This window comes from Microcoleus sp. S13_C5 (assembly GCF_036700845.1).
In the GTDB taxonomy this organism is placed as follows: domain Bacteria; phylum Cyanobacteriota; class Cyanobacteriia; order Cyanobacteriales; family Microcoleaceae; genus Microcoleus.
In genome coordinates this window covers 1-25975 of record NZ_JAUBPR010000059.1, presented here as the reverse complement: position 1 = coordinate 25975, position 25975 = coordinate 1, and the positions used below count along the sequence as shown (strand labels likewise).

At 45.7% G+C, this 25975-nt stretch carries 25 protein-coding genes; 16 read left to right on the top strand and 9 right to left on the bottom strand.

Going from position 1 to position 25975, the window contains the following annotated elements:
- Nucleotides 1-10: 10 nt before the first annotated feature.
- From QUA04_RS16715 to QUA04_RS16700, 4 genes are all read left to right on the top strand, one after another.
- Complete coding sequence (locus QUA04_RS16715) at nucleotides 11-1072, top strand: NADH:flavin oxidoreductase/NADH oxidase (RefSeq protein WP_333258420.1); 1062 nt, start codon at nucleotides 11-13, stop codon at nucleotides 1070-1072.
- Between the two features lie 313 nt (nucleotides 1073-1385).
- Nucleotides 1386-2465 (top strand): D-hexose-6-phosphate mutarotase, encoded by a 1080-nt coding sequence (locus tag QUA04_RS16710; RefSeq protein WP_333258419.1) that lies wholly within the window; start codon nucleotides 1386-1388, stop codon nucleotides 2463-2465.
- 332 nt (nucleotides 2466-2797) lie between these two features.
- Nucleotides 2798-4324, top strand: a complete 1527-nt coding sequence (locus tag QUA04_RS16705; protein WP_333258418.1) for a phosphomannomutase/phosphoglucomutase — start codon at nucleotides 2798-2800, stop codon at nucleotides 4322-4324.
- Nucleotides 4325-4376: 52 nt separating this feature from the next.
- The gene (locus QUA04_RS16700) at nucleotides 4377-4604 is read left to right on the top strand and encodes a hypothetical protein (protein ID WP_333258417.1); all 228 of its coding nucleotides are present in this window, start codon (nucleotides 4377-4379) and stop codon (nucleotides 4602-4604) included.
- A 703-nt stretch (nucleotides 4605-5307) separates the two neighbouring features.
- On the opposite strand, the gene QUA04_RS16695 is transcribed toward QUA04_RS16700, so the two are convergent.
- Nucleotides 5308-6426: a formylglycine-generating enzyme family protein gene (locus QUA04_RS16695; RefSeq protein ID WP_333258416.1), complete on the bottom strand. Its 1119-nt coding sequence runs from the start codon at nucleotides 6424-6426 to the stop codon at nucleotides 5308-5310.
- Nucleotides 6427-6667: 241 nt separating this feature from the next.
- Here QUA04_RS16695 and QUA04_RS16690 point away from each other — a divergent pair, with 241 nt between their 5' ends.
- Both QUA04_RS16690 and QUA04_RS16685 read left to right on the top strand, forming a co-directional pair.
- Nucleotides 6668-7606: a M23 family metallopeptidase gene (locus QUA04_RS16690; RefSeq protein WP_333258415.1), complete on the top strand. Its 939-nt coding sequence runs from the start codon at nucleotides 6668-6670 to the stop codon at nucleotides 7604-7606.
- Nucleotides 7607-7811: 205 nt separating this feature from the next.
- Nucleotides 7812-8348: a late competence development ComFB family protein gene (locus QUA04_RS16685; RefSeq protein ID WP_006631395.1), complete on the top strand. Its 537-nt coding sequence runs from the start codon at nucleotides 7812-7814 to the stop codon at nucleotides 8346-8348.
- 245 nt (nucleotides 8349-8593) lie between these two features.
- Here the strand turns inward: QUA04_RS16685 and psb29 are convergent, their stop codons facing one another.
- Nucleotides 8594-9307 carry a photosystem II biogenesis protein Psp29 gene (gene psb29 / locus QUA04_RS16680; RefSeq protein WP_333258414.1) on the bottom strand — a complete coding sequence of 238 codons (714 nt, stop codon included), beginning with the start codon at nucleotides 9305-9307 and terminating at the stop codon, nucleotides 8594-8596.
- Nucleotides 9308-9314: 7 nt separating this feature from the next.
- Nucleotides 9315-9443: a hypothetical protein gene (locus QUA04_RS16675; RefSeq protein ID WP_333258413.1), complete on the bottom strand. Its 129-nt coding sequence runs from the start codon at nucleotides 9441-9443 to the stop codon at nucleotides 9315-9317.
- 205 nt (nucleotides 9444-9648) lie between these two features.
- Between QUA04_RS16675 and QUA04_RS16670 the strand changes: the two genes are divergently transcribed.
- Nucleotides 9649-10269, top strand: a complete 621-nt coding sequence (locus QUA04_RS16670) for a chromophore lyase CpcT/CpeT (protein ID WP_333258412.1) — start codon at nucleotides 9649-9651, stop codon at nucleotides 10267-10269.
- A 244-nt stretch (nucleotides 10270-10513) separates the two neighbouring features.
- Here the strand turns inward: QUA04_RS16670 and QUA04_RS16665 are convergent, their stop codons facing one another.
- Together QUA04_RS16665 and hemF are read right to left on the bottom strand one after the other, a co-directional pair.
- Nucleotides 10514-10876, bottom strand: a complete 363-nt coding sequence (locus tag QUA04_RS16665; protein ID WP_006631392.1) for an STAS domain-containing protein — start codon at nucleotides 10874-10876, stop codon at nucleotides 10514-10516.
- A gap of 57 nt (nucleotides 10877-10933) precedes the next feature.
- Nucleotides 10934-11977, bottom strand: a complete 1044-nt coding sequence (hemF, locus tag QUA04_RS16660; protein ID WP_333258411.1) for an oxygen-dependent coproporphyrinogen oxidase — start codon at nucleotides 11975-11977, stop codon at nucleotides 10934-10936.
- Between the two features lie 190 nt (nucleotides 11978-12167).
- Between hemF and QUA04_RS16655 the strand changes: the two genes are divergently transcribed.
- The 7 genes from QUA04_RS16655 (at nucleotide 12168) to QUA04_RS16625 (ending at nucleotide 16928) form a co-directional block, all read left to right on the top strand.
- A complete protein-coding gene (locus tag QUA04_RS16655) occupies nucleotides 12168-13238 on the top strand; it encodes an Mrp/NBP35 family ATP-binding protein (RefSeq protein ID WP_333258410.1) in 1071 nt (356 codons plus the stop codon).
- 131 nt (nucleotides 13239-13369) lie between these two features.
- Nucleotides 13370-13561 carry an NAD(P)H dehydrogenase subunit NdhS gene (locus QUA04_RS16650; RefSeq protein WP_172186737.1) on the top strand — a complete coding sequence of 64 codons (192 nt, stop codon included), beginning with the start codon at nucleotides 13370-13372 and terminating at the stop codon, nucleotides 13559-13561.
- Nucleotides 13562-13713: 152 nt separating this feature from the next.
- Nucleotides 13714-14382 (top strand): HAS-barrel domain-containing protein, encoded by a 669-nt coding sequence (locus QUA04_RS16645; protein WP_333133747.1) that lies wholly within the window; start codon nucleotides 13714-13716, stop codon nucleotides 14380-14382.
- 127 nt (nucleotides 14383-14509) lie between these two features.
- The gene (locus QUA04_RS16640; protein WP_333258409.1) at nucleotides 14510-15970 is read left to right on the top strand and encodes a serine/threonine-protein kinase; all 1461 of its coding nucleotides are present in this window, start codon (nucleotides 14510-14512) and stop codon (nucleotides 15968-15970) included.
- A gap of 24 nt (nucleotides 15971-15994) precedes the next feature.
- Entirely contained in the window at nucleotides 15995-16327 is a 333-nt protein-coding gene (locus tag QUA04_RS16635) for a hypothetical protein (RefSeq protein WP_333258408.1), read from the top strand.
- Nucleotides 16291-16686 (top strand): hypothetical protein, encoded by a 396-nt coding sequence (locus QUA04_RS16630; RefSeq protein WP_333258407.1) that lies wholly within the window; start codon nucleotides 16291-16293, stop codon nucleotides 16684-16686. Before QUA04_RS16635 ends, QUA04_RS16630 begins: the two co-directional genes overlap by 37 nt.
- A 23-nt stretch (nucleotides 16687-16709) precedes the next feature.
- Nucleotides 16710-16928, top strand: coding sequence for a hypothetical protein (locus QUA04_RS16625; protein ID WP_333258406.1), 219 nt, complete (start codon nucleotides 16710-16712; stop codon nucleotides 16926-16928).
- A gap of 173 nt (nucleotides 16929-17101) precedes the next feature.
- On the opposite strand, the gene QUA04_RS16620 is transcribed toward QUA04_RS16625, so the two are convergent.
- Both QUA04_RS16620 and QUA04_RS16615 read right to left on the bottom strand, forming a co-directional pair.
- A complete protein-coding gene (locus QUA04_RS16620; RefSeq protein WP_333258405.1) occupies nucleotides 17102-19183 on the bottom strand; it encodes a tetratricopeptide repeat protein in 2082 nt (693 codons plus the stop codon).
- Between the two features lie 281 nt (nucleotides 19184-19464).
- Nucleotides 19465-19998 carry a COP23 domain-containing protein gene (locus QUA04_RS16615; RefSeq protein WP_190743939.1) on the bottom strand — a complete coding sequence of 178 codons (534 nt, stop codon included), beginning with the start codon at nucleotides 19996-19998 and terminating at the stop codon, nucleotides 19465-19467.
- Between the two features lie 122 nt (nucleotides 19999-20120).
- On the opposite strand from QUA04_RS16615, the gene QUA04_RS16610 reads away from it, so the two are divergent.
- The gene (locus QUA04_RS16610; protein WP_333163350.1) at nucleotides 20121-20423 is read left to right on the top strand and encodes a Rieske (2Fe-2S) protein; all 303 of its coding nucleotides are present in this window, start codon (nucleotides 20121-20123) and stop codon (nucleotides 20421-20423) included.
- Between the two features lie 180 nt (nucleotides 20424-20603).
- Here QUA04_RS16610 and QUA04_RS16605 read toward each other — a convergent pair whose 3' ends face one another.
- On the bottom strand, nucleotides 20604-23504 hold the full coding sequence (locus QUA04_RS16605; RefSeq protein WP_333258404.1) for a TIGR02921 family PEP-CTERM protein: 2901 nt from the start codon (nucleotides 23502-23504) through the stop codon (nucleotides 20604-20606).
- A complete protein-coding gene (gene xrtO, locus QUA04_RS16600) occupies nucleotides 23494-25068 on the bottom strand; it encodes an exosortase O (protein ID WP_333258403.1) in 1575 nt (524 codons plus the stop codon). Before xrtO ends, QUA04_RS16605 begins: the two co-directional genes overlap by 11 nt.
- 127 nt (nucleotides 25069-25195) lie before the next feature.
- On the opposite strand from xrtO, the gene smpB reads away from it, so the two are divergent.
- On the top strand, nucleotides 25196-25663 hold the full coding sequence (gene smpB / locus QUA04_RS16595; RefSeq protein ID WP_006631384.1) for an SsrA-binding protein SmpB: 468 nt from the start codon (nucleotides 25196-25198) through the stop codon (nucleotides 25661-25663).
- Nucleotides 25664-25975: the final 312 nt, after the last annotated feature.

Below are 25975 nucleotides of genomic sequence, written 5' to 3'. Positions count from 1 at the left end.
GTTTACAACCATGTCGCATTTATTTGAGCCATTGGATCAACGTGGGGTTACATTCCGAAATCGCATTGCAGTTTCTCCCATGTGTCAATATTCAAGCGTTGATGGATTCGCGAATGATTGGCATTTGGTTCATCTCGTCAGTCGAGCCGTAGGAGGGGCAGGGCTGGTGATGACTGAAGCAGCGGCAGTCGAGCCTGAAGGACGAATTACGCCACAAGATTTGGGAATCTGGCAAGATGCTCATATTGAAATGCTGGCGCGAATCGTCGAGTTAATTCACCGCAACGGTGCGGTTGCTGGAATTCAACTTGCTCATGCAGGTCGAAAAGCCAGTACAGCACTTCCGTGGGATGGCGGCGAGGTGCTTTCGGAATCTCAAGGAGGATGGACTTCGATCGCCCCTAGCGCCATTCCATTTGAACCCGATAGCCCCGCCCCGATCGCTCTGAGTATCGAAGACATTCAGAAGCAGATGACACTCTTTGTGAACGCAGCCCAACGCGCCCTCGAAGCAGGATTTGACGTAATCGAGATTCATGCCGCTCACGGCTACCTACTGCATGAATTTCTGTCTCCCTTGAGCAATCAACGGACTGATGACTATGGTGGCAGTTTTGAGCATCGCATCCGGTTTTTATGTGAAGTCGTGCAAGCGGTGCGAAATGTTTTGCCCGATCAAACACCGCTTTGGGTCCGCATCTCTGCAACCGATTGGGTTCCAAATGGTTGGGACATTGAACAAAGTATTGCACTCAGCGATAAATTAAAGTCACTGGGCGTTGATTTAATCGATTGTTCATCAGGCGCAATTGTACCGGGTGAAAAGATTCCAACGGGTGCAGGTTATCAAACTATTTTTGCCGATCGCATTCGACGCGAAGCTAACATTGCTACCGGAGCCGTTGGTATGATTACTGCACCCGCGCAGGCTGACCACATCATCCGTACAGGTCAAGCAGATATGGTATTACTTGCCAGAGAACTGCTGCGCGATCCTTATTGGCCGATGCGAGCTGCGAAGCAACTACGTCAATCGGTGCCTGCTCCAATTCAATACGCTCGCGCTTGGTAATTAAGCGGATTTGTGATCGGTTCTACACAGATCCACTAGGAGTCCCTTTTTTAGTGTTTCTGTAAACCAGTCGCTCAATAAAGGATTGTTTGATTCTGCGATCGCCTCAAGTACAAGGCACGTTCCCATCGCCGTGACGTGATTCGATGCGAACGCTAGCAGATGCAGTCAGTCGGATAGCGCTCTTTGGCTTGTTTTAGGCGCATTTCTGGGAATTGTCACCTGAAATCACCCTCGAAGAGATGCAGAGTTTTGCGGCTGCGCCGTCTTTTGAGGAACTGCTGCATTAGCTTGGCGATCGGAGAAATCAGTAATGTCTGTCGGTGGGTGCGATCGCACATCCCCTCGCGATCAGTTGGCACTCCCAATCCATTTCTCTGAGTGCATCGTGGTGTCGATCGCACTTTCGCCCGTCCAACCCAACAATCTAATCAATCTAGAAACCATAATATCGGATAATTGTAAAGCAATTCACCAAGCCAACAGCATGAGTATTGACCAATTAAACACAGACTACGGCATTGCCGGGAACCTCACCTTCGCCACCGGAAACGGTGGTTTCCCGATGATTCACATCGACAACGGTCAAGCCAAAGCCTTAATTTCTGTGTATTCCGGTCAAGTGCTCTCATTTCAACCAGCCACCGAAACCACAGACTTGATGTTCGTCAGCGAAAAAGCCTACTATGCCGAGGGGAAAGCCATCAAAGGCGGTATACCCATCTGTTGGCCCTGGTTTGGCCCTGATCCCGAAGCCTTGGGGCGTCCGAGTCATGGGTTTGTGCGGAATCGCCTCTGGAATGTGCTAGAAACCGCCACAACCCCAGACGGCGCCACCAAAGTCACTCTCGGACTCAAGGATACCGATGAAACTAGAGCAATTTGGCCCCAAGCCTTTGAACTGGCGATCGAGATTACGATCGGCACCAGCCTCACTGTAGAATTAATCACCCGCAATCTAGGCGACAAAGCATTTCCCCTCACCCAAGCTTTGCACACCTATTTCCAAGTCGGCGATATCAACCGCGTGCAGGTTTTAGGTTTAGAAAATAGCCAGTATCTTGATAAAGCGGATGGTGGTGTGGAAAAAACTCAAGTGGGTGCAGTGGTAGTAACAGGTGAAGTCGATCGCATTTATCTTGATGTCACCAATGAATTAGTCATTGACGATAGCGCCCTCAATCGCCGGATTCGCATTAAATCATCGGGTAGTAAATCCGTCGTAGTGTGGAATCCCTGGGTGACAATTTCTGCAAATATGGCCGACCTTGATGATGCAGATTATCAGCGTTTACTCTGCGTAGAAACGACCAATGCTGCTACAGATATTGTGGAAGTTCCCGCTCATGGTGAGTTCCGCTTGCAGGCAATTTACAGCGTTGAACGCGACTAAGGAATTAGAGCTTAATCTTAGCGGTGATGGGGCAAAAATTCCCAGTAAGCGGTTCAACATTTCAATTGGATATTGTGGGCGTTGCTCAAATCCCACCCACAAGACTGGGATTGTTTCTTTAAATACAACTTAAATGCCGATTAGCTGATTGAATTGAAAAACTCTGTCACCCTAATGACTAATAATACCAAATCTCAAATTTCTCCCCTGTTTATTTCTTAGTCCGCGCAGGACGTTCGGCTAAGCTGAGTCGAACCGTCTAGCGGCAGGCAAAACTTTGTATGATCGGTTTCAACCGCCGACTCCGATATTTTTACTTACCATCAATTATTATGCAAAACTTCAACTGGACAAAACTTCAAAATGGATCAGACATTCGCGGTATCGCCCTCGAAGGCGTTCCCAATGAAAAAGTCAACCTAACGCCCGAAATTGCGACAATCTTAGGTAAATCCTTTGTCACTTGGCTGGTGCAAAAAGTCAATAAACCAGCGGCCGAATTAACGATCGCGATCGGGCGTGACAGTCGCCTATCAGGGCCAACCTTAATGCAAGCTGTCATGGAGGGAATCGCCTCAGTTGGTGCAACCGTGTACGACTTTGAAATGGCCTCAACCCCCGCCATGTTTATGAGTACCATTACCCCTGGTTTTGATTGCGACGGCGCGATTATGCTCACTGCTAGCCATTTGCCATTTAATCGAAACGGCTTAAAGTTTTTCACCGCCAAAGGTGGGTTACAAAAACAGGATATTACAGATATCTTAGCACTAGCCCAAAGCAATAACTTCCAGCCAGCCGCATCGCCCGGTAACATTACAAAGCATGATTTCATCTCTGTTTATGCTAACCAATTTGTCAAAAATATCCGGGAAGCCGTCAATCATCCACATAATTTTGAGCAACCACTAACAGGATTAAAAGTTGTTGTGGATGCGGGCAATGGTGCTGGCGGTTTTTATGTTGATAAAGTCTTAAAACCCTTAGGTGCAGACACCAAGGGCAGTCAGTTTTTAGAACCAGATGGTACTTTCCCCAATCATGTGCCAAATCCCGAAGATAAACAGGCAATGCAGTCAATTTGTCAAGCGGTAATTGAACATAAAGCTGATTTTGGGATTATTTTTGATACCGATGTCGATCGCAGTGCGGCCGTCGATCAAGTTGGCAAGGAACTCAATCGCAATCGCTTAATTGCCTTGATTTCTGCGATCGTATTACAAGAACACCCAGGCTCTACCATTGTTACCGATTCTATTACCTCTGATGGCTTGACACAATTCATCGAACAGGATTTAAAAGGGATTCACCATCGATTTAAACGCGGCTACAAAAATGTGATTGACGAGTCGATTCGCCTCAATGAAGCCGAACAGGAATCATGGCTGGCGATTGAAACCTCGGGACATGGAGCTTTGAAAGAAAATTACTTTCTGGATGATGGCGCTTATTTGGTCAGCAAATTATTGATTGAATTGGCTAAGTCAAAGCTAGCAAACCAATCTTTGCCAGATTTAATTGCGAATTTAAAAGAACCCGAAGAAAGTGCAGAATTTCGGATTAAACTTGGTGTGGATGATTTCAAGGCTCACGGCGATCGCGTTATTGAGCAACTGCAAGAATTTGTCTCAACACAAGCTGACTGGAAAATAGTTCCCAATAACTATGAAGGTCTGCGAATTTCCTGCACGTCACCTAGCGAATCCGGCTGGTTTATGTTACGCTTATCACTCCACGATCCGGTGATGCCTTTGAATGTTGAGTCTAATGTTAAGGATGGTGTTGCTCACATAGTCGCTCGGCTTTTAGCTTTTTTCCAAACCACCGAATCCCTTGATTTTTCGGCACTATCGACCTAAGTGTTACTGGTGCCAGACTGTTAGTAAACCAAACCCAAAGAGGAATTTAATCATGTGGCTTTTAATCATAAAATGTTCTGCTGCAAGCTGGGATACCCATTCCAAAGCTTTCAAAGCGATCGCTGCCAAATATCCTGCCACACCTCTTTCTTCCAAAAAGATGAAAGGCGATGGTCAACGCATCATGGAATATCAGCTTGAGAATGTCAACGATGTAGAGGAATTTATGGAAGAATGCTTGACCTTAGATGGTTTCACTGCTACCTTTGAATCCCTATAATTCTAGGTGATAAAATTATAGCAATTCTTAATTTTTATCTCATATCATTTTAGAGGAGATTGTAAAATTGGGAATCAATACTATTTTGCCAAAACAGGCTACAATAACTAGAGAGTTTGAGGAAGGTTCTCGGAAAATAAACTGCCAAGAAAGCATTGATTGAACAGCAGACGAGTTAACAATAATTCTGTCGCATAGCCGTGATATTAATAATATTAATTGTTAAAAGTTATGCAACAGTAGCTAGGGCTGATAAAAGATGATTCCATCCGGTTATAGATGAAGAGTGTTTCTGTTCAAACTTCGGCTCTCCTGGATTTGTGGTGGTGGAAACGGTAGTGTGACCGTCTGGCTTAAGCAGGTTTTCCTCCCCGCATTACGGGAATTTTTATTGCGGATTGCTATAGTTAGTCTAGATAGTTAAAAATATATCAGCGAGAGAAAGGTTAAGGACAGCTAGTGATGGTAATGAGTGTGAATCGAGACAACTGCGGGCTAAGTGCGGAAATAATTACAGGTCTTATTTTGGGGTGGGGGCAGTTGAAAGTAAACAAGCTAACCGCCAGTTCGATCGCGCCGTCTTTTGGATGGTGCGTCGCTGACAGATTATCGAACTTGTAGATTGTAGAAGGCGACGCACCCTACAAAGAATCAACAGAGAAAAGAGCCAAATAGCCAGAGAGAAGATCCCTTACCGGAAAAACTAGGATGGGGAAGAATACGACGACATTGCTACGCGAAAACCCTCTATCAAAGAAGAGCCGATGCCTTCCCGATACGGGCTGTGACACAGGTACAAGATGCGATGGAAGAGATCGGAATCTGTGTGATTGATAGACTCAAGGTTCATCCGAACTAAGAGTGGGAGAATACCGCCAGTTGGTGCGCCTTTGTCGGTATCACCCAAGTTAATCCCGCACCATTCCGCAACCTCGCCGTGCATATCGTAAAGTCCAAAAGCATTAGGCGGAAAACTCCCCACATCCTTTATTTGGCGATGAAGACCCTGCGGTGCATCAAGATCCAGATGATTGCCTTCACGGTTAACTGCTTTTATAATTGCCATAAAAACATCACTATCAAATGGGGCTGTTGTACCGGCACGACAAGCATATTCCCATTCTGCTTTACTCAGGGAACGATATTTTTTACCAGTTTTTTCCGATAGTTTTCTAATGAATTTTAAGGCCCAACGCCACGATACATTTTCAACAGGATGTTTTTCGGCTGTGAAACTCGATTCGTTGATTCTCTTTCCCATTACTGCTTCCCACTGTGCTTGGGTGATGGGGTATTTGCTTGCATAAAAAGCGGGTATTGTGACTTCAGGCTTCTCACCTTCGGGGTAAACTATATATCTATCAACTTCTGTTACTGGCGAATCTACAATCAATGTGCCACCGGGAATGTAAACCATTTCCAACACAATTCCATTTCCGAGGTCTTCGGGGAAGTAGAAAGCAAACGACTTGCTGCGGCTGCTTTCTCGTCCATTAGAATTAACAGTGATGATATCAAAATCAAAAAAAGAGTTTTGTAAATGTTGTTTTATCTTCTCCTCATTTCTATCTTTCAGTAGTGAATAGACAGCTAATTTCACCTGTACTGACTCATCCTGCAAGGCTCCCAGTATCAAATCTAACCCTGCTTCTCCATATTTGAGCGCTTCGGAGAGTGCGATGATTCTCACTTCGACAGAGGGCGAGGCTAGGCGGCTTTTAACGCCGTCAATTCCTCCCAGTACCGCAGCATCGACAGGAGTTGAATTTTGACCGCCTTTGACGGCATCATATTCTCTGGGTTGATTTTGGTCATTTGGCATGGCATTTTGACCTTTCTATGATTAACCACTATGGCATTTACTTAATAAATACGCCAAATACTCAAAACTTACCCAGTTACGCTACAAACAAGGCAAATCGTGCGTTGGGTTTTGCGCTTTTACAGGCTACATTTACCGACTTAGCGCAAGTCCTAACATTGCGTTACCCTTTGCAGTGAGAGCGTGCTAGAGCTAGCTACTTTGTGTAACATTAGCTAGATAAGAATTTAGGATATCGGTGATGACGAATGTAAATCAAGGCAACTGCCGACAAAGTGCAAAAATAATTGTGAATCCTATTTTCCGGTGGGGAGGGTTGAAGGCAAAGCAACTAACGGTGAGTTCGATCGGGGGAATTGTGGCTGGCTTTCTGAGTTTTGCCCTGCCCGTGCAAGCTTTGCAGGTAGTTGTGACACCGGCCAATCCCCAACTGGGAGATACGCTGTCAGTAATGATTCAGGTTGACGGTAACGGCGGGGAAACTCCAAAAGTTTCTCTACAGCAAAAAAACTATCCCGCGTTTCCCATCGGCAACGGCCACTTTCGGGCCCTGCTGCCGACGACGCCGCTAGAGAAACCCGGTGTCCGCCTTCTTCAAGTCGCCAGTGACGGACAAGTGCAGAAGTTGAACGTGCAAGTGCGCGATCGAGATTTTCCTACTCAATCCATCTGGCTACCGCCTGGGAAAGACGAGGAAGGTACAGATGCTGAATTCGATCGCGTAGACGCATTTAAAGCACTGGTGACACCCGAAAAATTTTGGGACGGCAAATTGTTGCGCCCCAACTCCGGCGAAATTACTACTATTTACGGGGTGCGACGTTATTATAATGGGGTATTTGCTCAAGACTACTACCACCGTGGCGTTGATTACGCAGGTGCTTACGGTTCCCCTGTAATCGCACCAGCAGCAGGTCGGGTGTCTCTAGTGGGACGCGAATCTCAAGGGTTCAAAATCCACGGGAATGTCGTTGGTATTGACCACGGTCAGGGGGTAGCAAGTATTTTGATGCACCTCAGCCGGATTGATGTGAAGGAAGGCGATGTCGTGAAAGCTGGTCAAGTAATCGGTGCTCTGGGGTCAACGGGGGCTGCCACAGGCCCTCACCTGCATTGGGGACTTTACGTGCACGGGCAGTCCGTCGATCCTGTACCTTGGCGACTTCAGGGAGTTGAGTAGGAGTTTTTACAGGTTTTGACGGATTTATAGTCAATTATGGGGTAAGTTTGTGGCTGGGGTGTGCAGATAACTTTATGGGTTATGTGTATTGAGTTAGGATTTGTATAAAATTTCTCAACTCAACCCTCAAAACTCGAATCTCAAGACGCTAACAATCGCGTCTTCACAAAACTTTATTGATGATGCCGTTGAGTGGGAAGCATATATGAGTATTGAAAAAATTGTTGAACAGGCTTTGCAGGATGGCTATTTAACGCCGTCTATGGAAGCTGAGGTGGGACGGATCTGCAATACGGCTTCGGAATTGTCGATCGAAGAGTACATGGCTCTCGATCGTCTGATGGGATCTTTGTTGACTGGCGAAGTGGTGGTTCTGCCACGCAAACAGTTCATCAACGTGATGGAAGAGTTGGTTCTCAGCGATGCGATCGCTAGGGTAGCCGAAATTGAGGCGACGAGCGACCTGAGTCTGGATGTGGGGGATATTGCAGCTTATGCTTTAAATAGGCTGCCACCTCTGTACGCTACGACGGAAGAGGGAGCTCACTTTCAAAGGGCTAGGGCTAAAGAGCAACTTCACGATTTGATTTCCAAAGAAGTCAACGCAGCGATCGCCCGCAACTTGGATCGGCCCGACACCCCAAACCCCACAGCTTTGGGCAAGTCTTCTGGCAACGAGGTTCTTTCACAGCTAAGCACTTGGCTGCAAGCTAACGCCACTAATTTTGAGCCACAGCCTTAGTACCACCCCAACAGCTCTATTTTGATTAAGTCGATCCCGCTCAATTCAGAAAGCGGGATTTTTAGTTTCTGAGCAGCCAATATCTGAAGGCACAAGGCCGAAGCCAGAATTCAAGAAAAAAATTTAAAATTTAAGAGTTTTTATTTGATGTAAAAAATAAAAAACTCCCTCTTCCTTCTTCCTTGTTCCTGACATCCGTGACATCCGTGACATCCGTTGCCGAACTTCCTTATTCCTTCAAACGATTAATTGCTGCTGTCCGAAGACTCAGCCGAAGGGCCGACGGTAACTTTTGTCTCTCGTTTTTCGCGTTTTTTCCGTTCCGCTTGGATGACATCTTGAAGCACTATTCGCGCTTGGGCCATTTTTTCCAAATTGCTGCGGTACAAATCTAAATCTTTGCTAACTTTGTCTTCTGGCAGGTGCAAGGCCGCACTGACTTTAGCGATCGCGTTGTTTCGCGTTTCTTGGTCTTTTACCAAGTTAGGGTCAGCTTTTTCTAACAGCGAAAACAAACCGATCGCGAACAAGCGGCTGTACTTAAATTGAGGGTTGCTGGCGATCGCCCCTAAAGACGCTTGCAAATCCGCTGTATCTTCAAAGCTAGTCGAGCGATCGAGCCACGAGAGCAACTCTTGCCCGGAAAGTCTATCTGCCAAGCTTTCCAATCGCTGAGCGTCTTGCTTGTAGCGCTCTGGATCGTCTTCTAGGGACTTGCACAAAGCGTTAAAAATCGAAACTCTGTCGGCTTCTGGGGCGTACCCAAGCATGAATCTATCAAAAGCTGTCACTACACCCAAAGCATAAATCGGGTCGTATTGAAAATCGGCATTCGCCGAAAGCAAGTGCATTTCTACCATCAACTCTTCCACCACTCGACGGTAAATTGAGTTGATCGGTCGAGTGTGAATCGTATAGAAACTTCGCTTAGTATCTGAAACAGTACGGTTATTGTTCACCTGAGTCTTATAGATAAATAATTTTGCCGTAGCGGGCGTGCCAGCGCGGCGTGAGTAAAGTCGGGGGAATCAATTCTGCGATCTGGCTGACAAAAATTGCCAGTTTTTTAAGCGTTGCCGCCGGATTGCGAGACAAAATTTTATCAAAAAGATTTTACGCGCGATCGGCAGCAACAATTAATATGTCGCAATAGGAGAGAAAAACCCCAGTATCTTTACAATCATAGCTTAGCTGGGATCGCTCATAAATCTAATCTTCTGACTTGCCCAGCCTAGATATGGTGTTGCATATCACAATAACTTTTTTTTGTCAACCCCTAATGGTGAAAAACCAAACAAACATGACAATTTCTCCTGAATTAATAGCTTTAGCCCAGTACATGGCGGGCGAATTTGACAACCGGGAACAAGCGCTAGCAGAGCCGACGTGGTACGTCCACCTTCGTTTGTGGCAAAGACCGCTACCCGTTCCTTTATTTTCCGAACCCAGCATTGCCCTGTTTGCCGAACAAGCCAACATTCTGGAATTAGACAAGCCATACCGCCCCCGCATCGTGCAACTGAGGCACTCACAGATAGCGCCGGGACTTATCGAAGCTCAGTATTATATGTTCCACGACATTACAGCCGTCAAAGGAGCCGGTTGCAACCCCGACTTGCTTGGAAAGCTAACGAAGGAGCAAATCCAACTCCTCCCAGGCTGCACCCTGTCGGTTGCAGTGGAAAACTTAGCCTCAAACAGCTATCGCTTTCGGGCATCTTTGCCGGAGGGCACTCGCTGCGGCTTTGCCTACGGGGGACAAAATTACCAAGTAGACTTGGGATTTGAAGCCGCAGGCGAGGAATTTCTCAGCTACGACAAAGGAATAAGCCCCACGACAGGCAAGGCTATATGGGGAGCTTTAATGGGCCCTTTTAGATTTGTCAAGCGTCAGGATTTTGCTGCTGAGATATTGGTTTGAAGTAAGAAGCAACAAGAAACAAGGAAGAAAGATTTAGCTATCTAGGATAGAAGGCAAGACTTTACCTTGACCTATTCTTCTACTTTAGTGTTTTGGTTAACCTCTCAACCTCTCAAGAAAGAAAGAAAGCAAACGGAAGCTGGCAAGAATTTACCTGCTTCCTGTTCTTGTGGAGGGTTCCGGCGCATTTTGTGAGCCTCAAGCTTAAATTGTGCTTACACCGCAACCGATGCAAGCCCGGTGGTCAACTTGCGCGCGGCACCCCCTCTAGAGCTTCTTCTTCCGTTTCAAAGATTTCAAACACAGAATCCATCATGGTGACTTCAAACACCAGTTTGGCTTCGGGATGAACATTGCAAATGCGGAAACTTCCCTTAACTTTATCCGCATCCCGCATACCTGCTACAAGTGAGGTCAGGCCAGAGCTATCGATAAAGTTAACCTGACCAAGATTCACTACAACATGGCGGCTAAGTTTGGAAATACACTCTTGCAACTTGAGGCGGAATTGCCAAGCTGTAGTGATGTCCAACCGTCCTGTCGGTGCTAAGACGATAACTGTTGTACCGTCTTGAAGCGTGTGGGTTTTTTGATCAATATGAATCACTGACCCTTCCCTCAAATTTATTATCTATCGCGGTGGTTACTGTCCCAGTAGTTTAACTCAGGTCGGTGACTGCTGAGGCATCCAATTCGCCCAATCTTGCGGTTTTAAGAACTTGGAGTAGAGTTCGGCTTCTGGAGAGTTGGGTTCTGGCTCGTAGCAGTATTCCCAGCGTACCAAAGGTGGCAGGGACATGAGAATCGATTCGGTACGTCCGTTGGTTTGCAAGCCAAAGGTCGTGCCTCGATCGTACACCAAGTTAAATTCAACGTAACGGCCACGGCGGTAAAGTTGGAAATTACGCTCGCGCTCGCCGTATTCTTTCGATCGGTGTTTTTCAACAATTGGGGTGTAAGCCGGCAAAAATGCCCGGCCGCAGTCCTGTACGAAGGCGAACAGCGACTCCCAAGTCCTAGGTTCCGGCACCCCGATGTTGTTGCTGCACTCAGCGGCCTTGCCTTTGACATGATGGTCGCGGTAAAGCGCGCCTTGAGCATTTTGGTAGTCAAAAAACAGACCGCCCACGCCGCGGGTTTCTTGGCGGTGAGGGAGGTAGAAATATTCGTCGCACCAGAGTTTAAATGTCGGATAATATCCGGGATGGTGGCGATCGCAAGCTGCTTTCAGAGTTTTGTGAAAATGAGCTGCATCCTCAGCCAACGGGTAATAAGGAGTCAAATCCACACCGCCGCCAAACCACCAAATCGGCCCAGCCTCAAAATAGCGGTAATTCAGGTGAACCGTAGGCAAATAGGGATTACGGGGGTGCAGCACCATCGAAGTACCCGTTGCATAGAAATCGTGACCCGCAGCTTCTGGGTGCTTGGCTAGAATCAAGGCCGGCAAACTTTCGCCCCACACTTGGGAAAAATTGACTCCCCCTTGTTCAAACACATCGCCTTCGCGCATGACGCGAGAACGTCCGCCGCCGCCTTCGGAGCGTTCCCAAGAGTCCTCCTTAAATTTGCCCAGGCCATCGAGCTGTTCGAGGGATTGACAAATTTCGTCTTGTAGGCTTTTCATAAATTGGCTGACTCTAGCTCTAGAGTCAGCAGGCGGCAAAAACGGGGAAGTGGCGGTTTTAAGTGTTGTAGAAACTGTCATAAAATTTTCTGTTGTCAGATTTGAGTTTTAGATGGGCGATGAATCCCAAATCCAGTCGTCATGTAATTATGCCACCGTAGGTCTGCAAATGATCGCTATGAAGTTACATTAAAAAATAGCAATAAAAATATACTTAAACCTGCGATCGAAAATTCGCAAACCCAATTGCAGAGCTATGGTGGAGAACACAATGCCCAATACACTCGATGTTAGTTCAGTCTTAGAAATCCTGCGACCAGTGCAAGACCCCGAACTGCAAAAGAGTTTGGTGGAATTGAACATGATTCGTAACATAAAAATTGACGGCGGTGTCGTCAGTTTTACTTTAGTGCTGACAACGCCTGCTTGCCCGCTGCGAGAATTTATTGTCGAAGATTGCCAAAAAGCCGTCAAACATTTACCAGGAGTCGAAAAAGTGGCGGTGGAGGTGACAGCCGAGACGCCGCAGCAGAAGGGAGTGGTCGATCGCCAAGGCATTGAAGGCGTTAAAAATATTATCGCAATTTCCAGCGGCAAAGGCGGCGTCGGCAAAAGCACGGTGGCGGTAAATGTGGCAGTAGCGCTAGCCCAAACCGGCGCTAAGGTGGGTTTGCTGGATGCGGATATCTATGGGCCCAACGACCCGACAATGTTAGGTCTGGGGGACGCGAAAGTGATGGTTAGGGACGGAAAAAGCGGGGAAAGCCTCGAACCCGCCTTTAATTACGGCGTCAAATTGGTGTCGATGGCGTTTTTAATTGACAAAGACCAACCCGTGATTTGGCGCGGCCCTATGTTGAACGGGATCATTCGCCAGTTCCTCTATCAGGTGAATTGGGGCGATTTAGACTATTTGATTGTCGATATGCCTCCGGGTACTGGAGACGCGCAGTTGACGATGGCGCAAGCGGTGCCGATGGCTGGTGTGGTGATCGTGACGACGCCGCAGACTGTGGCTTTGTTGGACTCTCGCAAGGGGTTAAAGATGTTCCAGCAGTTGGGAGTGTCGGTGTTGGGAATTGTGGAAAACATGAGCTATTTTGTGCCGCCTGATATGCCCGACAAGCAATACGATATTTTCGGTTCCGGTGGCGGGGAAAAGACTGCTGCTGAGTTGGGAGTGCCGCTGTTAGGCCGCATTCCGCTGGAAATTCCGTTGCGGGAAGGTGGGGATTCGGGGGTGCCGATCGTGGTGGGGCAACCGGGTTCTGCTTCAGCTAGGGAGTTGCGGGCGATCGCGGGCCGCATTGCCGGTAAAGTTTCCGTAGCAGCCTTAGCCTAACAAACTCTCGTTTCTGCGCTTTGCCTCGCGTCTTCCTGTTGACGAAGATTTACCTAGTTCTCAGGCTCTGCTTGGGAACTAGAAACGAGAAACGGTAAGCTATAAACAGCCAACTTAACTTTCAAACAATTATGATTTTTCCAGGTTCGGCAGTTCGAGTTAAAGATAAGGGTGAGATTTACTACACCTTTCAAGGACAAGTCCAGCGAGTTAGCGACGGGAAAGTCGCGGTACTGTTTGAAGGCGGGAATTGGGACAAGCTGATTACGTTCCGCCTGTCCCAGTTGGAACTTGTGGATGCTACGGCTGGTCGCGCGAAATAGTCAGCGGTCATTAGTCATTGGTAATGGGTAATGGGTAATTTGTAATTGCTAAAGTACCCATTACCAGGTTACTAACTTAAGACCCTTGAAACTAGCACAAAACCAATGACTAATGACTGATGACTAATGACTAATGACTAATCACTAAAACTATGCGTTTACCTTTACCCCAATTTGCTACAAAAGAGCGCCATCCCGATCGCATTGCTGAGGTGATCGAGACGGCAACTTCGGAGTTTTTGGCTCAATGTTTGGAACCGGAAGACTTAAGCTTTCCCGTGATGCCGCCTTTTGGGAGTTGGGTGAAGGCCGAGGATGAAGAGTCGAAAAATCAAATTTACGGCGTGGTTTATTACGCTACGACTAGCCCGATCGACTCGGTGCACAGAGCTCGCGCTTTGGGTTTGTCGCTGGAAGAGTTGCGGGAAGAACAACCGCAGATTTTTGCGATGCTCAAAACCGAGTTTCGAGTGGCGATTGTCGGGTTTGAGGCTGCGCCGGAAAGGTTGAACGGTCACGGCCCATCGAGGGGTAAAATTTATCAGTATTTGCCGCCGCGCCCACCGCAGATTCACCAGGCGGTTTATCGCTGCGAACCCGATGAGGTGATTGATTTTACGGTGCAGTTGGATTTTTTGAGGACGCTGCTGGGGGTGGCTAATGCGCCGGTGGATGCGCTGACGGCGGCGGCGATTCGGGAGATTTATCAGTTGCGGATGCGCGATCGAACTTGGTTGGTGGAAGCGGGGAGGAGTTTGAGTGTTTTGCTGAAGGATGATTACGATCGGTTGAGGGTAATTTTGAGTCAGATTCATCCGTAGGGGAAAACTGTTATAACTACAAAATCGAGATAGTCTCAACCTAGCCGTTAAAGATGACAGGTTTCCCAAACTAAACTAAGCTATCAATAGTTCAGCCCCGACACTACTGCTACCCAACATAACTCTCATGCAAGGACAAACACTCGCAGGACGCTACCACATCATAAAACACTTGGGAGGCGGTGGCTTCGGTCAGACTTACCTGGCTGAAGATAAAAAGCGATCGGGTAATCTTCGGTGTGTCGTCAAGCAACTCAAGCCACAGTTTACAGATCCGCAAACTCTAAGTATAGCTAGACGTTTATTTAAAACAGAAACAGACACCCTCCACCAACTAGGAACTCATCCTCATATTCCCGAACTTTTGGATCATTTTGAGGAAAATCAAGAATTTTATTTAGTTCAAGAGTTGATTGAGGGGATAGATTTAAGTAAAGAAATTACTCCTGGCCAGCAGCTTAGCGAGTCGGAAGTTATGGCTATTTTGCAGGATATCATAGAAATATTGGTATTTGTTCAGCAGCACAAAGTCATTCACCGGGATATTAAACCTGCTAATTTAATGAGGCGCAATTCAGACGGCAAAATATTCTTAATTGACTTTGGGGCTGTCAAACAAATTAGCACTCAAATAGTTAACACCACAGGGCAAACTCCGCCGACTATTTGCATCGGCACAGGTGGCTATATGCCAGCGGAACAAAATAACGGACAGCCTAACTTGAGCAGCGATATCTATGCTGTGGGAGTGACTGCCATTGAATGGCTGACTGGCATACTTCCTCACGAGTTGCCAAAAGATGCTAACGGTGAAATTGTTTGGCGCGATCGCGTCCCTGTTAGCGCCGGTTTTGCTAATATTTTAAACAAAATGGTGCGCTATCATTTTCGCGATCGCTACCAGTCAGCCGCAGAGGTGTTGCAAGCTCTCAACAATTTGAGGAGAGTTCGACCATCTTCTACTCTAGTATCATCTCCTAACTTATTGACATTAATGAGTAACTGGACGCGAGATCATAAAATTAATTTGCTTGGGCTTTGTTTGGCTGTCATATTTGGTGTAGCAGGATTATTGACACCAGAAATTAGAATAATTCTGGGATTGGAGGCTGGCGATAATCTGGCAAGTTATGACAATACAGCCCAAGGTATTAAAATCAAATATCCCGATAATTGGACTAAACAAGAAGAGTCTAACGCCGTTACCAAAGATGTGGTTCAATTTATTTCACCTAAAGAAAACGATGCTGATAACTTTCAGGAACGGCTGATTGTGACAGTAGAACCTACGACGAATAATAAAACCCTTGATGAATATACGAAGTTATCTAAACAAGAAATCCTGAATTTAGATAAAAATGCTAAGATAGCTCAAGAGGGTGAATCTACTCTGGCTGGTAAAAACGGGTATAGAGTTGTTTATACAACAAAAGAAGGGAATGAAGAGTTTAAAAAATTGAATGTTTGGACTATGAAAAATGACAAGGCTTATTTGATAACCTATGAGGCGGAAGCGGGGAAATACGATAAGTTTTTGCCGGTTGTTGAGAAAATGATTAAGTCGCTGGAAGTTCAAGGCACGAAATAAATTTATTGAGGCAGTTGTCAGATTATGGTGACAGTATCAATCAAAGATGAATATGTTGAAGTGTTGAGTGCTTTGGGTGATTTGCAGGTGGCTATGGATTTAGCGATCCAACGCTATACCATCGAGCAGATTACCGCAAAAGTTGCTGAACTTCGGCAAAGAAATGCTCAGTATCAAGCTAAATATGGGATGGATTATCTCACTTTTAACCAGCGAGTCTCTGAAGATGACGTTTTTATCGAAAATCTTGAGTTAAAGGTTAATAATTTGTGGGAAATTGACTTGGCTGATTGGGAATTTTGCTATAAGGGGATAGGAGATTGGACGCGCAAGTTACAGAATATTTTGCTGATGTAATTGCTCTTGCTGAAGCTACTTTTGAAGGGGTAAAGTACGTTAACGATCTGACACCCTTAAGGGCTATTTTGCGGCTTGAGGCTAAGTATAGGATTTATCGGGTGTTGATTACAGAGTTGTTCAGCGATGAAATACGGAAATATCGGTATTATGTTTTAGAGGGCGATCGTGTAGAAGCAGGTTTTGACAATAGCCCTGACCCCCGTGCTATTCGGCTCAAGTATGGTAAGATTGGGAAAGAATATGCAGGTGAAAATGTTCCTCACCTGCATTTAGAAAATAAAAGGGAGTTAGTGTTAACGGAAGAGATGACATTTGCTGATTTTGTGGATTGGTTGAAAATAAATATTTCAGATTGAAGGTAATCACTAGGCAATTATTTATGAACCCCCAGTCTGGAACCAAATCACCCTTGGATCGTAAACCGCAAATTACCCTAACAGAGCTCCATCAAAAAATTGATGCTGGGGTTAAAATTGCTATTGCTAAAGCCATAGAAAAACACCGCAAGTTAGGGGAATCAATTAGCATTTGGCAAGATGGCAAAGTAGTTACTTTAACTGCCGATCAAATTCTTCCTCTGAAATCAGATAATAATTAATCGTTATTTCGCCATGAATTTGAATTTGGAGGATGACAAATTATCAGTATAATAGCATTGGCTGGGGCTGGGAAACCGGGTTTTTTACAAAAATACTTTCGTTGCAGCCCATATATTCGGTAAAAACCCGGTTTCTTTCTCCCCGCGCCGGACAAGACAATGCCCTTTCTCTACTAGCGGATTGTCAAAGTGTACCTGCCTCTTTCGCCCTTTTTAACAGCATTGACAACTACGATATAGCGACCGCTGGCGGGTAAGGTGAAGGTGAGGGCTGAATTGGTATTCGATCGGCTGATATCATCATTTTTTGCTAACAGTTTTCCATCCGGGCTAAAGAGTGCGACGAAGGTATCAAAATCAGAGCTTTCTAGGGTAATTGTAACTGATTGACCGGCACGGCCTTCAAAGGTATGCTCCTCGTACAGACTTCCATCAGAGGGCAGGGCAGAGGATTTACCGGGTATTAATGAGCTATTAGCACTGAGGAGGGTAGTAGATGTTGGTCTAGTCGGTGTATTATTTTGAAGCTGTCTAATTCTATTTAGGGCATCTTGGTAATCATCTTTCTTTCCTTGCCGCTGATATAAGTCGGCCGCTTTCTGAAAGTCCGACAACGCACCCTGGTTGTCTCCTAATGCACGGCGGGCAATTCCCCGGTTGTAGTAGGCTTCAGCATAGTTAGGATTAATTCGCAAAGCTTGGTTGTAGTCGGCGATCTCACCCTGGTTGTCTCCTAAGTCAGAGCGGGCAACACCCCTGTTATGGTAGGCTTCAGCATAGCTAGGGTTAATTCGCAAAGCTTGATTGAAATCGGCGATCGCACCCTGCTTGTCTCCTAATTGATAGCGAGCAATTCCCCGGTTGTAGTAGACTCCAGCAAGGTTAGGATTAATTCGCAAAGCTTGGTCGTAATCAGCGATCGCACCCTGCTTGTCTCCTAAGTCAGAGCGAACACTTCCCCGGTTGCTGTAAGCTTCAGCATCGTTAGGATTAATTCGCAAAGCTTGGTTGTAATCAGCGATCGCACCCTGCTTGTCTCCTAAGTCAGATCGGGCAACTCCCCGGTTTAAGTAGGCAGTGGCAAAGTTAGAATTAATTTGTAAAGCTTGGTTGTAATCGGCGATCGCACCCTGCTTGTCTCCTAATTGATAGCGAGCACTTCCCCGGTTGTTGTAAGCAATGGCAAAGTTAGGATTAATTCGCAAAGCTTGGTTGTAATCAGTGATCGCACCCTGCTTATCTCCTAAGTCAGATCGGGCAACTCCCCGGCTATAGTAAGCTGTCGCAAAATTGGGGTCAATTTTCAGGGCTTGGTTATAATCGGCGATCGCTCCCTGATTGTCTCCTAAGTCAGATCGGGCAACACCCCTGTTATGGTAGGCATCTGCATAATTAGGATTAAGCTGAATTGCTTGACTATAAGCGGCTACAGCACCCTGATAATCTCCTTTATTTAACTTTTCCTCACCCTGAATAAAGAAATCATCAGCTTTCAGTCCTGTTGCCACACGCGCACTCGGAACCTTCACCCCTAAATCCACTTGAGATGAAGCCAACAATCTCAAACTCGTATTAATCGGAATCCCCAGATTAAAACCAGTCTTCGCAATTTGAATATTCTGATTAATACTGCTAGATTCCGCCGCCCTCGTATCCGCCCTCCCGTGAATTCCCACCACCTCGCCATTCTCATTCAACACCGGCCCCCCGCTCATTCCCGGCAGCGTATTGTTACTATAAACCAACGCATAACCATCATCATTTATTGGTTTAGAAGCATTAGCAGTAATTCGCCCATCCGTGAAATTGTAAATCGAACGATTAATCGCCGCTGAAGTCTTCGGAAATCCTGCCACATAAGCCGCTTTCCCTTCCGTCGCCAAATCCGAGTTGCCAATCTTAGCAACGCTGTAAGTTTGACTGCTGGTAAACTCGACAACTGCTAAATCAATATTTGGCAGTTTTTTGACACTGCTGTAATTGAGTAAATACCGCTTGTCATCAGGGGTGACAATCTCATATTTAGCTTGAGCATCTTTGAAAACGTGACGGGCTGTGATTACCGTGTAAGTGTTACCATTCCGTTTAATAATTATTCCCGAACCAGGATTTTTACTGTCAATCAGGACAGTGATTGATTTAGCTATTTTGCCAACTTCATCAGCAGATATTGCCAAAGCTGCGGTTGGTTGTGCGATGACAATAGTTGCAACAGTACCAATTAACGCGATGGGAATTTTATTAAAGAAGTTCATTGATTTTGGTTTAAGAATAGAGAGAGAAAGCGCATTACACGGATTTGGACACGGATACACAGATGATTTGATTTGAAATTTTAGGTTGGAGATTTGAGATATTTAGTCATAGAGGCAGAAACCGGGTTTTTTACGAAAATACTGCAATAGAGCCTTTAACACGGGTAAAAAACCCGGTTTCTTTAGTATTTATGCGTCAGTCCTCCTATTGGACAACCAAAACCACGATCGCAAATCCGTCTATCCGTGTCCCTCCGTCTCGGGCTGCTGATTTCACTCGCCTATGGTGAAATAGGAGAAACATTTTCCTCAACAGGTGTCTCCTCCAGATATCTCTCCACATCAACAGAACCAGGCCCAGTTTCAGATAATATATATCCAGCCCCTAAGCCGCGACGATCCATTAATCTCTGCAACGTAGCGTCAGCATCGCTTCCCCGCTTGAGAGTGAATAGCAAAGTCCTATTCGTACAAGCATCGTCTTTGTTAACAGCAGCGCACACCACGGGTTCTCCGTTGAGAGTCCCAGTGTTAATATATTTGAGAGTACCGTTGTCGTAGTTGCGCTGAAATCTTATGCCTACCTCTTGGCAGCGTCTTTGGGCCGTCCACGGCGGCGGAAAATAGTTGTTAGAAGTCCAGCGGACGAGTGGCACATTCCCCCGCGAGTTACGAGCGAAGGTGACAGGCAGCCTGTTGAGAGTAGCGCAGAAAAAGCTATTATTTCTCGCTTGGCTGGGTTGACAAAACAGCGCTGCTGTGCTGGCCGAAATAACTAACCCTGTCAGGAGTCCCGTCAAGATTTTGAAGTTCATAAATAGAAATTTTTGATATATTATCTCACAGCTCAGCTAAATTTGCAACTTATAACTTACCCGGATTCTCAAGCCGAGCACCTATCATTCTGTCATAATTTATTTAAAGCGAGAAAGATTATATGTGGGTAGAGGTAACAGCACTAAATCAAGTTCCCGAAGGGGGTGTGTTGAAGGTAAAAGTTGACGAAACTTCAGTGATTTTGAATCGTCAAGGCCTGAATGTCACTTGTTACCGCAATGCTTGCACTCATTTAGAATATCCGATCGACATGGGTAAGGTAAGCAACGGTATCATTACCTGTCCGTTCCATAAGTATCAGTACAAATTAGATAGCGGTAAATGTTTGAATGCACCCGCCGATTCCCTGGAATCTTATCCGGTAAAGATTGAGGGCGATCGGGTTTTTGTGGAGATAGATTAGTTATTCGTTATTAGCTAAGTCCGACAGGGGTTTAAACCCCTGTCTCATAGCTCAAGTCGTCTCAAGGCGACTGTAGATTAGTATTTGATATCAAGTCCGGCTTAAATACCCCCTCACTCTCTTAGTCTGCGGAGGCAGACTTTGTTTGACAAGGAGCAGTTTCAACCGCCGAACCATCTTTCAACCTACCATTTTGGCGCGCCGCTGACGGAGGAAAACCGCCAAAAGCCCGATCGCACCTACCGTCAACAGTAGCCATTCTTCCGGTTCAGGAACCCCCGAAACATTCAGAGGATTATTCGGCTTACTCAACTGTTCCTTACCCGATTCTACCTCTCTGTCAAATCGATCGCTCTTAGCTTCCGCTGCTTTTAGCTGCTCCCTTTGCGCGTCATTAACTAACACAATCATCGAAGAATAAGGCGTCACCACTTTGAAATTTTTAGCTACTGCGTGCATCGCATCCAGTTGCGTCAATTGATTTGAATTTTTCTGCTTGCTAAGTGCAGTTATCAACTGCCGCGCAGCTATCGGTTTAAAGCCTTCATTTCCGGTATCTTTTAACTCTGCGACTGTCGCCGATTTTGCAGTCTTTTTCGACTGCGGCGTTTTGGCATAACTCCAAGCATAGCCGTCAACAACGCTAACTGTAGATGGGCCCGAAGCTGCTGTTGTTGCTACTCGCTGCATCGCCTCTTTCATATCCGTAGCAACTCCGCCGCCACTATCTTGAATCACCTTCAAAGTTGCGTCGTCGTAGCCGGGGGGCAAACCTCCCAAATGTACTGTCCACAGCGGTGCAGAGATGGAAAGTTTAAGTTTGCGATCGTCCGATAATTCGTAACTGTGGCGATCGCTCACCAAAAATACAGTATCGTAACTTTTATCGCCCCGCAACTGTGCAAACTGTTGCAACATATCTTTGATCTGGATTGTACCGTAAAATGTCGCCTTTGCTGCATCAAAATTGCGTACATTTTCTACTAACTTAGGTGGCATTCCCGCAGCGCTGGCGATATACAAATCAACAGCATTCTTGGCTGCTGCATTAGCTTTCAACCATTCAAAAGTCTCTTTTACTTGCTTATTTTCCGCCGCCATGCTGCGGGAAGTATCGAGAATAACTGCAAATTTTTTGCCTTGCGGTAACGAGTAATTTGCATCAGCCAGCGGCTTAGCAGAAATGATATTTCCTCCCGGTAGAACCGCCTGCTGCGCTGTTAGCGGTTGCTGTGCGGCTGCGGGCAAAAAGGGTGGCAGCCAAGTTTCTCTTGCTTCTTTCCCGCTGTATTTTACCTCTTTTCCGGCGATCGTGCGGCGAGTATTTTGGTCCCCAAAAATGTTGCGTTTCTCAGCCAAAACAGGCATAGCCCAACCCTGCGGCTGGCGCATGACTTTGTAGGTAAGCCATAGGTGCATTTCCGTTGGCCCGTCAGTTTGGATGAGTTCTCGTTTAGCTGGGATTGGAAAAGCCCGCAAGCGGTATTGTTTGGGGCCAATTTGTTCTAGCAAAGCCGGATCGACTCTTTCTACTACCTGTTGGTTGTAGACTTGCTGGGCGGCACCTCTAGGCGATACCGTAAATACAAAACGTTTGTTTAAATCGCCAGTATCTCCCAGCCACACTCCTGTAACTGCGGCGCTTTCCGGCAAGGAAAAGTAGTAGAATACTTCTTGCAAGTTTGGCGTTTGATTTTTGTAAACTTCGTAGAGTTGAACGTCAGCCCAGTCGCCGTTTTCTTTGACTGTCACTTCTTGCGACTGCAACCACACTTTTTCCTCATTGACATTCAGCAAACCGGCTTTTGCTTCCTCGCGATTTGATGTTGACTGTACCGCGTGTTTTACTGCTTCTGTGTCGCCTTTTTGCAGCTCCGTATCGAAGAATTCGCCGTAGAGTTTTTCTGCTTTTTCCACATCAGCACTAGAGCCTTGATACAAAAACGGCGACATTAAAAAATTATAGCTGTTCTGCAAAGTTTGAGCCGCTCCGTCAGGGAAAATCCAACTATTTTTGTATATCTCATAAATGTGGTTGTTTTCTCCTACAGTGCTCAAGTAGCGGTAAGGGGACAAATAAGCGTTAACTAAGCCCGCTCGAATCATATGAGACTTGGCTAATATAGTTTGGCGGCTGCTGTCGTTTGTGGGGGGAGTCGCCAGCATTTTCAGTGCTGCAACTTGTGGCTGCTGCTGCAAAGCCGAGAAAATAGCCAGCCAAGCTGCTATGACTCCCAAACTTCCGATTAGCGCTTTATTTTTCCCGTATTGTGCAGCAAAACTCTGCCATATTTTCCGCCCGGAATGAATGTAGAGAAAGCCGTACAGCGAAGGCATGACAACGAATAAGCTACAGGTTAAACCAAAGAATATAAACGATAGCGGTATCCAAATTAAACCCCAGACCCACTCCCCGTATCTAAAGATATCCCAAAATGCTGATACCCATGTAAACTTGAAAAATTCAATGACTACAGTGAAGAATCCATAAAGTGTAAACAATGCCACAGGTACAGCGTAATACATCAGCAATGTTGCCGCCCAAATGCCAACTACTAGCATTAAACTGTGACATCCTAATTGCAGCCACGCATTTCGTTTTTCTCGGATTAAGCTTAAAAAACGATGCTGTTTATTATGGGAACTTTGAGAATCTGAGATATTTTGAACATTTTCTTTTTTACCCAGATAGCCGTACAGCATTTCCACTGAAAATGCTGCAATGCACAAAGCAATAGTAGCGATGATTTGAGAACTAGCTGGAGTGAGTTCTCGTAGCAGGAATAAGCGAAGCAAACAAAGCAAAAATAGCGGTGCTTCTACGCCGTAAAACCAACGCATTAGCTGTAGGGGTTGCTTGCTAAAACGCCTAGCTCCTATTACTGTACATACAGTGGGTACTGCGATCGTAGCTGCCATCGTCAAAGAAAACTCTAGCGGGACGATGCCATCGATTGTCGCCCTAATTAATGGCCCTCCTATAATCGGCAAAATTCCCAAGTAAACAATCGATAAAAAAGTCAAATTCCACAGCCAAAAAATTGTTTTAACAAGTCCATCAAATACCTGTTTAATTTTCATTTATTTCTCCTTGGAAGCTTTTTTTGACGGTATCGTATACATTACTAGCAAACTCTTTTACTTCATGATTTTCTGCTTGTAACGAACTGTCAAACAAAATGGAAACTAGCACCCAATTGTGATTTTTTTGGGTAAGATCGCTGCCGATACGGGACAAGAAGTTATCGGTAGTTAGCTGTGCAGATTGCAGCCAGTATGCTGCTGATAATTGGTCGTTTTTGAGAGACAGCCAGCGCGCTGTTACTGAAGGAGTTAGTTGTTTTTTTTCTATGCGATTGACGGGAATTCCGCTTGCTACAAAACACAACTCGGGGGCGTGATAAGTTTGCCAGGATGTGCTGGCTACTGTGAGCATGGAACCGCGCAAGTTGCCGGCAACAAATCTGATTTTTTGTGTTTGCGTGTCTGGATAGTTGCCAAAGAATTTCTGTTCGCTAGGATTCAGGGGAATCGACTCTGATTTAATGTATTCAGGTAATCTTAAAGGTGCGATCGCCATTTTTGACGTTTCTACATGAGACAGTTGAGCCATGACTGCCAAAACTGTTAGTGCTGCAATTATTACTGGTTTGGCTAAAGGGTGATTTTGGAGTATTCCTGAGTTGGGTTTTGCAGAAATACCGCTGGTTTTTTCTGGCTGAAATTTCGGTACTCGTTGCAGCATTAACCACGTCACAAAACAAGCACATACTAAACCGACAATTCCCAGAGGAACGTGAATAATTTCGGCTAATTTTGGCTGCTTAAACACTTCGGCAACCAGGACTAACACGGCAACGCGCGCAGCGTTAGCAGACACTAACATTAAGAGATTAGCAGCGCCGACTCCTAGCCATCTTAAACTCAATTTACGGCTTTCCAGCCAGGTAGCAGCTAGCAAAAATAGCGTTCCGACTAAGAGGGTTTTAATGCCGCTACAAGGCACATCAACGTGAGCGATGCCGTTTTCCAAAACGATAATATCGTAAGAAGAAATAGCCCCAACGTGCAGCATTGAGAGCAACTGTTCTACTACCTGAGCAGTCAGCACTCGCGCCGGCAAACCTAATCCGCTATTCAACTGACTGTTGAATGGTAAAATACAAGCCAGCAAGCCCGCAACTGGCAAGTTTTTTTGCCAAAAGTTCTGCTCCACCAGTAAGCCGCACAGCCCGTAAGTTCCGAGGATAAATAGGAGGACAGTAACTTGTTTGATATCAATTATGTACTGAAGGGCGATCGAGCAAATACCCGCACCTAACATCAACAGCAGCGGATCTCGCCTCAAAACGAAATGGAGTGAAAATCCCGGCGGGCGATCCTCTTCGAGGGCTGCGCTAACGGAGTTCCCAGTCGATCGCACTACTAATGCTACAATCAAAAAACCAATTACTATCTTGTACAGTGTGGCTATCTCAACAAACGAGGATAACAGCCACTTAACAGCCGAGATATTGGCCCAAAACCAAGCAAGGGCTAACAAACAAGGAGCCAGCCAAACCAAATTAACCCCAGAATTGGGACTGACAGCATCTGGAAGGTCAGAATTGGGAATATTGGTGCGCTGCATGATACCGCTTGACATTCACGTTGGTGACATCTTAGCTCAGCAAAATTAGTAATGTCTAGACCGGTTATTTAAGTTTTGTCAAGCTTCGATTTTCTCTACAGAGAAGCTAGCGTTATAATAATTAATTTTATCGGAGGTAAAAATGAGCGAAAAAAGTCCAGGATACAAAATTGTTAGCGATAACCGACAAGCGCGCCATCTCTATGAAATTATAGAGACATACCAAGTGGGAATCGAGTTGAAAGGAACCGAAGTCAAATCAATTCGGGAAGGAAAAGCCAATTTGCGGGATGGATATGGTTTAGTTCGGAACGGGGAACTGTGGCTCATCAACGTTCACATTTCGCCCTGGAGAAGTGCTAGCAACTATTTTAATCACGAGCCCCGCCGCACCCGTAAATTGCTGATGCACAAGCAGGAAATTCGCAAATTAATCGGCAAAGTGGAAGAAAAAGGCTTGACTTTAGTGCCGTTAAAAATGTATTTGAAAGGCGGCTGGGTAAAACTTGATATCGGTTTGGGTAAAGGGAAAAAACTGTACGACAAGCGCGAAGATTTGAAGAAACGCGAAGACAAGCGGGATATGGAAAGAGCGATGAAACAATTTTAGTCATCCGTTATTAGACATCTCCGAAAAAGAAACTGAAACCTTTGCTACTCAAAGGTTGAAATTGAATTTCGGAAGATGTTTATTAGTCAGGAGTAATTAGTAATTAGTAATTAGTGATTGTCCCTAGTGATTGATTATTTTAGCTCGCGTTCGGTTAATTACTCATCATAATATTTCTCAATATCTCCCCTTTAGGATTTTGAGGGTTCCCATCGTCACTCCACACTTAATTAGAGTTAAGCTGTTCGACATCTAAACTGCATTAACTCGCGTTACCTTTGTTTTTGATGTTTCGGTTCCATTTCATAATTA

What these genes read in the sequence shown, in the direction of transcription:
- QUA04_RS16715 (WP_333258420.1), top strand. Translation starts at nt 11, where the DNA reads ATGTCGCATTTATTTGAGCCATTGGATCAACGTGGGGTTACATTCCGA.
- QUA04_RS16710 (WP_333258419.1), top strand. Translation starts at nt 1,386, where the DNA reads ATGTCTGTCGGTGGGTGCGATCGCACATCCCCTCGCGATCAGTTGGCA.
- QUA04_RS16705 (WP_333258418.1), top strand. Translation starts at nt 2,798, where the DNA reads ATGCAAAACTTCAACTGGACAAAACTTCAAAATGGATCAGACATTCGC.
- QUA04_RS16700 (WP_333258417.1), top strand. Translation starts at nt 4,377, where the DNA reads ATGTGGCTTTTAATCATAAAATGTTCTGCTGCAAGCTGGGATACCCAT.
- QUA04_RS16695 (WP_333258416.1), bottom strand. Translation starts at nt 6,426, where the DNA reads ATGCCAAATGACCAAAATCAACCCAGAGAATATGATGCCGTCAAAGGC.
- QUA04_RS16690 (WP_333258415.1), top strand. Translation starts at nt 6,668, where the DNA reads ATGACGAATGTAAATCAAGGCAACTGCCGACAAAGTGCAAAAATAATT.
- QUA04_RS16685 (WP_006631395.1), top strand. Translation starts at nt 7,812, where the DNA reads ATGAGTATTGAAAAAATTGTTGAACAGGCTTTGCAGGATGGCTATTTA.
- QUA04_RS16670 (WP_333258412.1), top strand. Translation starts at nt 9,649, where the DNA reads ATGACAATTTCTCCTGAATTAATAGCTTTAGCCCAGTACATGGCGGGC.
- hemF (WP_333258411.1), bottom strand. Translation starts at nt 11,977, where the DNA reads ATGACAGTTTCTACAACACTTAAAACCGCCACTTCCCCGTTTTTGCCG.
- QUA04_RS16655 (WP_333258410.1), top strand. Translation starts at nt 12,168, where the DNA reads ATGCCCAATACACTCGATGTTAGTTCAGTCTTAGAAATCCTGCGACCA.
- QUA04_RS16650 (WP_172186737.1), top strand. Translation starts at nt 13,370, where the DNA reads ATGATTTTTCCAGGTTCGGCAGTTCGAGTTAAAGATAAGGGTGAGATT.
- QUA04_RS16645 (WP_333133747.1), top strand. Translation starts at nt 13,714, where the DNA reads ATGCGTTTACCTTTACCCCAATTTGCTACAAAAGAGCGCCATCCCGAT.
- QUA04_RS16640 (WP_333258409.1), top strand. Translation starts at nt 14,510, where the DNA reads ATGCAAGGACAAACACTCGCAGGACGCTACCACATCATAAAACACTTG.
- QUA04_RS16635 (WP_333258408.1), top strand. Translation starts at nt 15,995, where the DNA reads ATGGTGACAGTATCAATCAAAGATGAATATGTTGAAGTGTTGAGTGCT.
- QUA04_RS16625 (WP_333258406.1), top strand. Translation starts at nt 16,710, where the DNA reads ATGAACCCCCAGTCTGGAACCAAATCACCCTTGGATCGTAAACCGCAA.
- QUA04_RS16620 (WP_333258405.1), bottom strand. Translation starts at nt 19,183, where the DNA reads ATGAACTTCTTTAATAAAATTCCCATCGCGTTAATTGGTACTGTTGCA.
- QUA04_RS16615 (WP_190743939.1), bottom strand. Translation starts at nt 19,998, where the DNA reads ATGAACTTCAAAATCTTGACGGGACTCCTGACAGGGTTAGTTATTTCG.
- QUA04_RS16610 (WP_333163350.1), top strand. Translation starts at nt 20,121, where the DNA reads ATGTGGGTAGAGGTAACAGCACTAAATCAAGTTCCCGAAGGGGGTGTG.
- QUA04_RS16605 (WP_333258404.1), bottom strand. Translation starts at nt 23,504, where the DNA reads ATGAAAATTAAACAGGTATTTGATGGACTTGTTAAAACAATTTTTTGG.
- xrtO (WP_333258403.1), bottom strand. Translation starts at nt 25,068, where the DNA reads ATGTCAAGCGGTATCATGCAGCGCACCAATATTCCCAATTCTGACCTT.
- smpB (WP_006631384.1), top strand. Translation starts at nt 25,196, where the DNA reads ATGAGCGAAAAAAGTCCAGGATACAAAATTGTTAGCGATAACCGACAA.